This is a genomic window from Streptomyces sp. UNOB3_S3 (assembly GCF_020740895.1).
GTDB lineage: Bacteria > Actinomycetota > Actinomycetes > Streptomycetales > Streptomycetaceae > Streptomyces.
Genome location: NZ_JAILXP010000259.1, coordinates 1 through 10,374, shown reverse-complemented (window position 1 = coordinate 10,374; position 10,374 = coordinate 1). Strand labels below are relative to the sequence as shown.

Annotated in this window: 7 protein-coding genes and 1 pseudogene; 2 read left to right on the top strand and 6 right to left on the bottom strand. The window is 74.4% G+C overall.

All coding sequences use genetic code 11. The features are described 5' to 3' along the window. Positions 1 to 9 precede the first annotated feature (9 nt). The 5 genes and pseudogenes from K6I33_RS24585 to K6I33_RS24570 form a co-directional block, all read right to left on the bottom strand. Positions 10 to 2,703 (bottom strand): molecular chaperone Hsp90, encoded by a 2,694-nt coding sequence (locus K6I33_RS24585; protein ID WP_229356700.1) that lies wholly within the window; start codon positions 2,701 to 2,703, stop codon positions 10 to 12. Beyond that, a pseudogene (locus K6I33_RS36670) lies at positions 2,664 to 3,092 on the bottom strand (DUF6777 domain-containing protein); the annotation flags it as partial. The pseudogene K6I33_RS36670 and the gene K6I33_RS24585, both read right to left, overlap by 40 nt. Before the next feature lie 208 nt (positions 3,093 to 3,300). Then, positions 3,301 to 4,782, bottom strand: a complete 1,482-nt coding sequence (locus tag K6I33_RS24580) for a serine/threonine-protein kinase (RefSeq protein WP_229356699.1) — start codon at positions 4,780 to 4,782, stop codon at positions 3,301 to 3,303. Positions 4,783 to 4,908: 126 nt separating this feature from the next. Beyond that, on the bottom strand, positions 4,909 to 6,027 hold the full coding sequence (locus K6I33_RS24575; protein ID WP_229356698.1) for an esterase family protein: 1,119 nt from the start codon (positions 6,025 to 6,027) through the stop codon (positions 4,909 to 4,911). Positions 6,028 to 6,147: 120 nt separating this feature from the next. Next, a complete protein-coding gene (locus K6I33_RS24570; protein WP_229356697.1) occupies positions 6,148 to 7,551 on the bottom strand; it encodes a short-chain fatty acyl-CoA regulator family protein in 1,404 nt (467 codons plus the stop codon). A gap of 211 nt (positions 7,552 to 7,762) precedes the next feature. Here K6I33_RS24570 and aceA point away from each other — a divergent pair, with 211 nt between their 5' ends. After that, on the top strand, positions 7,763 to 9,043 hold the full coding sequence (gene aceA, locus K6I33_RS24565; RefSeq protein WP_229356696.1) for an isocitrate lyase: 1,281 nt from the start codon (positions 7,763 to 7,765) through the stop codon (positions 9,041 to 9,043). After that, positions 9,040 to 9,906 carry a 3-hydroxybutyryl-CoA dehydrogenase gene (locus K6I33_RS24560; protein ID WP_308297288.1) on the top strand — a complete coding sequence of 289 codons (867 nt, stop codon included), beginning with the start codon at positions 9,040 to 9,042 and terminating at the stop codon, positions 9,904 to 9,906. The genes aceA and K6I33_RS24560 overlap by 4 nt, the downstream gene beginning before the upstream one ends. A 3-nt stretch (positions 9,907 to 9,909) precedes the next feature. On the opposite strand, the gene K6I33_RS24555 is transcribed toward K6I33_RS24560, so the two are convergent. Beyond that, a partial coding sequence (locus tag K6I33_RS24555; RefSeq protein WP_229356695.1) for a histidine phosphatase family protein occupies positions 9,910 to 10,374 on the bottom strand: 465 nt, incomplete at its 5' end.

Sequence of the window (10,374 nt, the reverse complement as noted above, 5' to 3'; positions counted from 1 at the left end):
ACCGAGCCGTCAGTCGAACCAGCGCGCCCGCGCCAGTTCCTCCGTGCGCGACGGGTCCTCCAGCAGCGCCGCCGCCTCGAAGCGGCGGGCCCACGCGCCGGACGCCCAGGCCAGGCCCGCCGCCACGCCCTCCAGCGTCGCCGCGTGCAGCACGCCGTCCGGGCCCAGGCGCCAGTCCAGCTCCACGCCGTCGATCACGAGCTCCTCGTGCTCGACGTACGTCGCCGGGGCACCCGGCAGCAGGACCCGGATCTCCTCCGGGACATCCCGGAGCTCACCGTCGGCCGTCCCGACGACGGCGGGGACCACCTCGCTCAGGCGTCGCACCTGCAACAGCTCCGCCAGCGCGGCGGCCCGCTCCGGGGCGACCGGCAGCAGGGCGACGCCCTCCGCCAGCGGCAGCAGGTCCGGCGCGTCCGCGACGACCGCGTCCGCCGCGTCCACGACGCGCACCTCGCCGTCGAGCACGGCCCGCAGCTCGTCGGGGAGCGTGACGTCGTCCGGGTCGAGGTCGGCCAGCAGGCCGTACAGCGTGTGCAGCTGCGCGGGCCGGACCGGACGGGCCGGGTCCGCGAGGCGGGACAGGAGCTCCGCCGCACCCCCCGGCTCGTCCAGCAGCGCGGCCGCGGACGTACGGACGCCCAGCGCCCGCAGCACCTGCTCGTCGGCGAGGCCGCCCGCGTCCGCCGCCTCGTAGAGGCCCTCCAGCAGCGGGTCGCCGCCCGCCACCCGCAGACCGGCCGGGCGGCGGCCGTCCAGGACGGGGTGGCCACGCAGCCACCACGCCGTGTACGGGCGCACGGACTCGGTCGTACCGTCCGGCAGCAGGATCCGCACCGGGTTCGTCAGCGCGTCCCGCAGGGGTGGCCGGCCGAGGAGGGCGAGGGCCTGCGGCCACGCGTCGTCGTCGACCAGGTCCAGGTCCCGGACCGCCACGATCTCCGTGGCCACGGGCGGCACCGGCGTGTCGGGGAGCCGGTCGAGGACGTCCTCGCACCACACGTCGACGGCGTCGAGCAGGCCCGCGTCGTCGGGCTCGGCGAAGTCCCCGTCGCGCGGCTCCAGTTCGTCCGGGTCGAGGACGACGTCGGCGGCGCGGACGAGCGCGAAGTCGGCCAGCACGCCGACCGCCGTCAGCGGCTGCTCCCCCCAGCGCCCGGCCAGCTCCGCGTCGCACGCGGCCAGCTCTCCCGGGCGGATGACCTGCTCGAACGGGCTGCCGGGCAGAACGAGTTCGCCGGCGGGGGCGAGCTCGCCGTCCTCGTCGGGGAGGGCGAGGGCCGCCAGCCACGGCTCGTCACCGGGCGCCAGGTCGGCGTCGCGGACCAGGGCGAGGACGATCTCGGCGAGGGCCTCGCTGTCGAGCGTCTCCTCGTCGTCCCAGACCTCGCCGGCGTCCAGGGACGCCGCCACCGCGGCCCTCACCTGCGGCGTCGTCAGGATCGCGCGGGGCGAGCTCGGGGTCGCGCCCAGCTTCTCCAGCAGGGGGTGCGCGGCGTCGGGGTGGGCGACCTTCAGGCCCAGGCGGGCCAGGCGCTCCGAGTTCGGGGCCTCCGCTTCCGGGCCGGTCGCGTCGGCCGGCGGCAGCGGCAGCAGGACCTGGCGCGGGCCGATCGCCGTGCGGCCGTCCGCCAGCGGTACGGGCAGGCCCGTCAGCCGGTCCGGGTCCACGCCCGCGAGGCTGTCGTAGAGCCGCCACCACCAGTCCGCCGGGCGCTCGGCCCCGGCGAGCCGGTCGACGATCTCGCCGAGCGGCACGCGCGGCACGCCCAGGGCGCGCAGCTCCGGGCGGCGCTCCAGGCCGGCGGGGAGGAGGTTCGGGAACAGCTCGCCGAGGACGGCCACGGTCGCCGTGCCCGCGCCCTCGACGAGTTCGGCGTCGCGGGGGCGCAGGGCCTGCGGCCCGCCGCCGGGGCCGCCCTGCGCGAAGGGGTCGTCGTCCCAGGTGTCCGCCTCACGGGCGGGAGGCTCGGGCGCCGCCGGGCCCGGGCGCTGCGTCGACGCGTCCGGGGACTCCGTCCACGGGATGCCCTCGATCCCGGTGCCGGGCGCCGGGGCGGGCTCGTCCGCCGGGGCGGCCGCCGCGCTCGGCAGGAACGGTACGTCCGGGAGCCCGGCCAGGACGCGGCGGCGCAGCTCCGCGTCCAGGGCGCCCTGCGCCAGCGGGGCCGGGACCAGGTCGAGGGTGCCCGTGCCGACGGGGTGCCAGTCGCGCAGCAGGGCCGTGTACGTCTCGGCCGCGCGGTCGGTGAGGAAGTCCGTGAAGGCGCCGGGAGCGAGGGCGGCTTGGAGGGCGTATGACCACCGCCGGACGACGGGCTGTGACCGCCGGTGCCCGTGCCCGATGGGGTGGACGAGGGGGACGGGGTCGAGGACGGGCCCTGCCCCGACGCCGAGCCCGACGCCGAGCCCGAACCCGAGGGGGAGCCCGTACCCGGCTCGGACGGAGAGCCGGACGCGGGGCCGGAAGCGGAACCGGAGGGAGACCCGGACCCCGCGTCCGACGGGGAGCCGGAACCGCCCGGCCGCGACGGTGTCGGCAGGGTGTACGGCTTGCCGTCGGTCGAGCCGTCGCCCTTGGCCGGCCGGTCGAAGGCCTTGTCGGGGTGCTGGACGTCCACGAGCGAGACCTCCTTCAGAGGGCCCTGCTCGATGGTGCGCGCCTCGATCACGGTGATCTGGGTGATCTCGAAGCGTTCCCACTTGGTCCCGGTGTACGTGGACTCCTTCCGGTCGACGTCGTCCGGTTTCCCCAGCGGGTTGCCGCAGTTGCACTTCACGGCCGGGGTCCCGTAGTCGTCCCGGAGGATGGTGACGCCCGCCTGGAGGACGGAGAGGTAGGCGACGGTCTTGCCGTCGCCCTGGTAGTTGTGGTTCTCGACCAGGGTGTCCTGGGCGAGGGTGATTTCGGCGAGGCCGTTGATGTGATCCTTGATCCTCTCGAAGGCGATGCCCCGGACATCGGCCCAGGCCTTCCCCTTCACGGGGTCCTGGGTCAGCTGGTCGATCAGTTTGGCCCGGTCGCAATGGGTCTGGCCCGGGGTTCCGCCGAAGGCCCCCTTGGCGTCGGCCCGGGTGGTGCCCCCGTTCACCGGGACGGCCTTGACTCCCTGGATGTCGGCCCCCGGGGCCTGGACGAACGGCTGCGCCGCGACCACCCCCGCCGCCTCCAGGGCGATCTTCGCCGGTTTCCCCCCGTCCGAGGAACAGGCCGTCAGGCCCGCGCCGGCCAGCAGCACGGGCACCGTCAGCAGTGAGACGATCCTGGTCCGTTGCACACTCACACCCCCGATAGCGTGACTAACACGACGTCACCCAGCCGCCACCGCACGTCGTCCGCGGGCTGGGAGATGGTTCGTAGCCGGTGGACGGGGACGGGTCGCCGGACCCGTCGTCCCCCGTCGGCCCGGTGGCCGGGGCCTGGCTCTGCCCGTCCTGGCCTCCGCTCGTGCCCTGGGAGACCGAGGCGGTGGGCCCGCCGCCCGGGGTTGTCCCCGTGCCGCCGCCGCCCGCGTCGCGGAAGGCGATCACCCCGGCGGTGCCCCCGGCGACCAGGACCAGCGCGGTGACGGCCGCCACGATCCAGGCGGCCTTCCGCCGCCCGGGGTCCGGCACCGGATCCGGATCCGGATCCGGGCGCAGCGGGTATCCGGGGTGGCGCGGATCGCCGTAGGACGGGCCGATCAGGGGCGTGGCGAGACCCCCCTGCTGGAGTCCGACCGGTACGGGCGGCGGGGTCGGCGAGGCGACCGGGGAGGGCCAGGGCGTCGGTGAGTGCGTGGGCGTGGGTGCCGGTGCCGGTGCCGGTGTGGGCGTCGGCGTCGGTGACCGCGTGGGCGTCGGTGGGAACGGCGAGGGCGTCTCCCGTACGGGGAGGGGCGCCGGTGCCGGGGTCTCCGTGCGGGCGCGCACCTGCTCGTCGAGGGCCGTGGGCACGTACCCCGGCTGTTCCGTCAGCCGGCCGCTGGCGACGGCCTCCAGGAGCTGTTCGGCCTCGGCCGAGCCCATCCGCCGCGCGGGATCCTTCCGCAGCAGCCCCTCCAGCAGTGGCGTCAGCGGGCCGGCGCGCCGGGGCGGGGCCAGCGGGTCGTCGACCACGGCCCGCAGCGTGCTGAGGGCGTCCCCGCGCCGGAACGGCGACACCCCCTCGACCGCCACGTACAGCAGGGCGCCCAGCGACCAGAGGTCGGAGGGGATGCCGGGGCGCTTGCCCACCGCCCGCTCCGGGGCGAGGTACTCGGCGGAGCCGATGAGGTCGCCGGTGCGGGTGAGGGTGCCCGCGCCCTCGACGAGCGCGATGCCGAAGTCGGTGAGGACGACCCGGCCCCCGGCCTCCAGCAGGACGTTGGCCGGTTTGACGTCGCGGTGGAGCACCCCGACGGCGTGGGCGGCGCGCAGCGCCTGGAGCACCAGGCCGCCGATCCGGGCCGTCTCCTTGGGCGTCAGCACCCCCTCCTGGCGGAGCACGGCGTCCAGGGACTGCCCGCGCACCAGCTCCATCACGATCCAGGGGCGGCCTTCCTGCTCCACCACGTCGTGGACGGTGATGACGTTGGGGTGGCTGATCCGGGCGGCCGCGCGGGCCTCCTGTTTGAGCCGGGCGTAGAGGACGCGGACGTCGTCGGCGCTCATCCGTTCCGGCGCCTGGACCTCCTTCGCGGCCACCTCGCGGTCCAGCACCTCGTCCAGGGCCAGCCAGACGACGCCCATGCCGCCCCGGCCGAGCTGCTCCAGGAGCCGGTAGCGCCCGGCCAGCAGTGGTTTGCGGCGTTCCGTGTCCATATGCCGTACGCCCCTTCCCCCCCCGCGTACGGCGTACGGAGCCGTGCGCTTTCGGGCCACACTGGCTGGGACGTGGCGTCGGCCGATAGCGTTCCCCTCCGGTGGTGAAGGCCGTGTGCGCGGGCGTCAGCGGCGGGTGGCGAGTTCCTTGTCGAGCCAGCGGAGCACCACGGGGTATTCCTCGCGCCAGGTGACGAAGTTGTGGCCGCCCTCCTCGCGCACCAGCTTCTCGACCTTGGTGGGCGGCTTGGCCTTCCCCGCGAACTTCTCCATCTGCGCGTAGTACTTCTCCTCGCCCTTCTCGCTGGCGGCCAGGAGCAGGGAGACCGGGGGCGGGGGCATGTGCTCCAGGCGCCACGTCAAGTCGGACTCGTTCTTGAGCTGCTTGTTGCCGGCGTACAGGTCGCCGGTGTCGCGGTCCTGGCGTGCGTAGAGGTCGGTGGACAGGCCGACGGCGGCGCCGTACCGGTAGGGGTTGGTCATGGCCATCTTCAACGCGCAGTAGCCGCCGGTGGAGTTGCCCACCGCGCCCCAGCCGCCACGCGTGTTGTCCACGCGATAGGTGTCGTTGACGGCGACCGGGACGTCCTGGTTGAAGAAGGTCAGCGCCTGCGGACCGCCGGGCACGTCCGTGCAGTTGGTGTCGCGGTCCGCCACCACCGAGGGGCGCAGCATCAGCACGATCGTCGGCTTCATCTCGCCCGCCATCACGGCCTTGGAGGCGGCCTGGGGGACTTTGGCCTTGGTGATGAGGTTGATGGACTGGCCGGGCTGGCCCGTGATCGCCACGATCACGGGGAAGGTGTCCTTCTCATGCCCCTTCTGGAAGTACTGGGGCGGGAGATAGGCGAAGCCGTCCATGCTCAGCCCGGTCACCGGGCCGTTGATCTCGATCCGGTCGACCTGTCCGGCCTTCTCCTTCGGGCCGAGGCCGACGGGCTCCTGCCCCTTGACCGTCAGGGCCGGGGGCCGCTTGCCGTTGCCGGAGCCGGCCTGCAGCGCCTGCTTGCGGGAGTTCTGGCCGAGGAGTTCCTTCCAGGTGGAGTAGAAGCCGAACTCGTTGTTCGCCGCGACGAGCAGCACGGACAGGATGCAGAGCTGGGCGAGCAGGAGCATCCCGAGGCGGGAGGCGAACGCGAGGGGCCCCTTCTTCGCGGCCTTCGGCCACAGCCACAGGACCAGCGCGGTCACCGCGACGGCTATGACCACCAGGGTCAGCAGGAAGGTCTGGGACGTAAGGCCCACGGTTGTCGCTCCTCTTCACGGGGGGTCTCCTGGAGAGAGGGCAAACGACGGAACAAGGTTTCCTGTATTAGGGGCCTTTTTCATCGTATAGCCGTACCGGAACGCTCGCGCTTCGGCGATTCAGGGCTGTTCCACCGGGTACGGCACGAAGGTCGTGCGGTTCTCGTCGACGGCCAGCCGGCGGCCCAGCGGCGGCACGGCCCGCTGGGGACAGTCCAGCCGCTCGCAGACCCGGCAGCCCATGCCGATGGGCGTCGCGGCCGACGCGTCGTCCAGGTCGAGGCCGGCGGAGTAGACCAGCCGGTGCGCGTGCCGGATCTCGCAGCCCAGGCCGATGGCGAAGGTCTTGCCCGGCTCGTGCCAGCCGCCCCGGGAACGGGTGACCGTACGGGCCGTCCACAGATAGCGCCGGCCGTCCGGCATGGCGGCCATCTGGACATGGACCCGCCCGGGGGAGGCGAAGGCCTCGTAGACGTTCCACAACGGGCAGGTGCCCCCGCCCCGGGAGAAGTGGAAACCGGTGGCGGACTGCCGCTTGGAGAGGTTGCCCGCCCGGTCGACGCGGACGAAGGAGAACGGCACACCCCGCGCCCCCGGCCGCTGGAGGGTGGACAGCCGGTGGCAGACGGTCTCGTAGCCGGCCCCGAAGTGGTCGGCGAGCCGCTCGATGTCGTAGCGCGTCTCCTCGGCGGCGGCGTGGAAGACGCCGTACGGCAGGATCAGCGCGGCGGCGAAGTAGTTGGCGATGCCGATCCGGGCGGGCGTCCAGGCGGGGGAGTCCTCCGTGAAGTCCTCGGCCGCCTGCCGGGAGAGCTCCCGCCCGTACTCCAGCAGCGCCAGCTGCGTCGCCATCCGGAACGCCTGCTGGCCGGGGCGGAGCCGGGGCGAGTAGTGCAGCACCCGGGAGGCCGGGTCGTAGCGGTGCTGCTGCTCGGCGTCGGCCACCAGCCGGACGCCGTGGCGCTCGGCGAGCCGCGCCGCCAGGGCCTGCCGGACCTCGCCGCGCCGCAGCCCGATCCCGGCCGCCAGGCCCTCGGCGGCCGTGTCCAGGTCGTGGAGGTAGTTCTGCCGCCGGTAGAAGAACTCCCGCACCTCGTCGTACGGGGTGCGGCCCAGGACGGCGGCCTCGTCCGGCCCCCGGTCGCCGGCGAGTTCGGCGATCCGCTCGGTGAGCGCGCGGTTGCGGCGGTCGAGGTCGAGCAGGACCTGGGCCACCGTCGGCAGCCGGTGGGCGAGCTCGCTCAGCTCGGCGGGGGAGACCCGGCCGCCCTCCGGCCCGTCCGCGAGCGCCTCCCGCAGGTCCGCCAGGAGGCGGGTGGTGTCCCGCTCGGCGAAGAAACCGGGATCCACGCCGAACGCCTCGGTCAGCCGCAGCAGTACGGGCACGGTCAGCGGCCGGGCGTCGTGCTCCATCTGGTTGAGATAGCTCGGGGAGACGGCCAGCCGCCGGGCCAACTCGGCCTGGCTGAGCCCGCGTTCCTCGCGCAGCCGGCGCAGCCGGGCGCCGGCGTAGGTCCTCCCCATGCCCGTGAGCGTAGCGGTGTTGGCAACCTTCGCAAAGTGGCCGGGGGTCCTTGGCGGAAATTGGCACGCGGCCATCGTCGACGGCCGAGCCGCGCCGGTGGGAGAGTCGTCGCACGGCCGGCCCGGCCCTGAGGGGGGCCGGGCCGGCGGGCCTTCGCAGGCATTCCGTTTCTTTGCAGCCTTCACAGCAGTCTTCACATCAGGAGGGGACATGGAGCACGTGGAAACCGCTGCCGCGACACTCGCACATCGCTGGGCCACCGAGGAGCGCTGGAAGGGCATCGAGCGCACCTACGGCGCCGAGGACGTGATACGGCTCTCCGGCAGCGTCCGCGAGGAGCACACGCTGGCACGGCGCGGCGCCGAGCGCCTGTGGCGCGAACTGCGCGAGCGCGACTACGTCCACGCGCTCGGCGCCCTCACCGGCGGCCAGGCCGTCCAGATGGTGCGGGCCGGGCTGCGCTCCATCTACCTCTCCGGCTGGCAGGTCGCCGCCGACGCCAACCAGGCCGGGCACACCTACCCCGACCAGAGCCTCTACCCGGTCAACTCCGTGCCCACCGTGGTCCGCAGGATCAACAACGCCCTGCTGCGCGCCGACCAGATCGCCACCGCCGAGGGCTCCGGCGGCGACGTGGACTGGCTCGCGCCGATCGTCGCCGACGCCGAGGCCGGCTTCGGCGGCCCGCTCAACGCCTTCGAGCTCACCAAGGCGATGATCGCCGCCGGCGCGGCGGGCGTCCACTACGAGGACCAGCTCGCCTCCGAGAAGAAGTGCGGCCACCTCGGCGGCAAGGTCCTCGTGCCCACCGCCCAGCACATCCGCACCCTCAACGCGGCCCGGCTCGCCGCCGACGTCGCCGACGTCCCCACCCTGATCGTGGCCCGCACGGACGCGCTCGCCGCCAACCTGCTCACCAGCGACGTCGACGAGCGCGACGCCCGCTTCTGCACGGGCGGGCGGACGGCGGAAGGCTTCTACCGTGTCGAGCCCGGCATGGCCCCGGTGATCGCCCGGGGCCTCGCCTACGCCCCGTACGCCGACCTGCTGTGGGTGGAGACCGGCACCCCGGACCTCGCCCAGGCCCGCGAGTTCGCCGAGGCGATCCACGCCCGGTACCCCGGCAAGGCGCTGGCCTACAACTGCTCGCCGTCCTTCAACTGGAAGGCCGCGCTCGACGACGACCGCATAGCCAAGTTCCAGCGCGAGCTGGGCGCGATGGGCTACCGCTTCCAGTTCATCACCCTGGCCGGCTTCCACTCCCTCAACCACGCGATGTTCGACCTCGCGCGCGGCTACGCCGAGCACGGCATGACCGCCTACGTCGACCTCCAGGAGCGGGAGTTCGCCGACCAGGCGCACGGCTTCACCGCCGTCAGGCACCAGCGCGAGGTAGGCACCGGCTACTTCGACCTGGTGTCCACCGCGCTCAACCCGGCCGCCGAGACGCTCGCCCTGCGCGGCTCCACCGAGGAGGAGCAGTTCCGGTGACCGGCACCCCGATCAGCCGCGTCGGCGTCGTAGGCGGCGGACAGATGGGCGCGGGCATCGCCGAGGTGTGCGCCCGCGCCGGGCTCGACACCGTCGTCCGCGAGGCCGACGCCACGGCCGTGCGCGCAGCGCGCGAACGGATCACCCGCTCGCTCGACCGGGCCGTCGGCCGGGGCAGGGCGACGTCGGACGAACGCGACGCGGCCCTCGCCCGGATCGTCCTCACCACCGACCTCGACGACATGGCCGACCGGCAGCTCGTCGTCGAGGCCGTGGTGGAGGACGCCGGCGTCAAGGCGGAGGTCTTCGCCGGCCTCGACAAGATCGTCGAGGATCCGGCGGCCGTCCTGGCCACCAACACCTCCTCCGTCCCCGTGATGCGGCTGGGCATGGCCACCACGCGCGCGGACCGCGTCATCGGCCTCCACTTCTTCAACCCCGCGCCGGTCATGCCGCTCGTCGAGGTCGTCGCCTCCCTCCACACGGGCGCCGGGACCCTGCGCACGGCGGAGGAGTTCGTCACCGCCACGCTCGGCCGCCGGGTCGTCCGCTCCCAGGACCGGGCCGGCTTCGTCGTCAACGCCCTGCTGGTCCCGTACCTCCTCTCGGCGATCCGCATGGCCGAGTCCGGCTTCGCCGCCGCCCGTGACATCGACACGGGCATGGAACTCGGCTGCGCCCACCCCATGGGCCCGCTCGCCCTGGCCGACCTCATCGGCCTCGACACGGTCCTGGCGATCGCGGAGTCGCTGTACGAGGAGTTCCGCGAACCGCTGTACGCGGCGCCGCCGTTGCTGCGGCGCATGGTGGAGGCGGGGCTGCTCGGCCGCAAGGCGGGGCGGGGGTTCCACCCGTACGCATAGCCGCTACGACGCCGGCCCCAGTGCCTCCCCGCACCGCAGATTCCACCGCCCCGCCCGCCCGCTGAGCGCGGTCAGCGTCAGCGGGCGCACGTCCAGCCGCCAGAACGCCTGCGGCGGCAGCGCGAGCGCGTGCACGACCGCGGCCCGGACCACGGCGGGTTCGGCGACGGCCAGCACCCGGCCGTCGCCGTCGTCGTTCTCCCCGTCGTTCCCGCTCCCGAGCCCGTCGAGCCAGGCGCCGACCCGGCCGACGAGCGCGACCACCGACTCGCCCCCGTGCGGCGCGGCGGCGGGGTCCGCCAGCCACGCGGCCACGGCCTCCGGCTCGGCGGCCGCCAGCTCGTCGAGACTCCGGCCCCGCCACCGGCCGACGGCGAGATCGGCGATCCCGGGGGCCGGCTCCGGCGAGAGCCCCAGGGCGGCGGCCGTCTCACGACAGCGGCGGGAGGGGGCGGTGAGGTGCCGGGT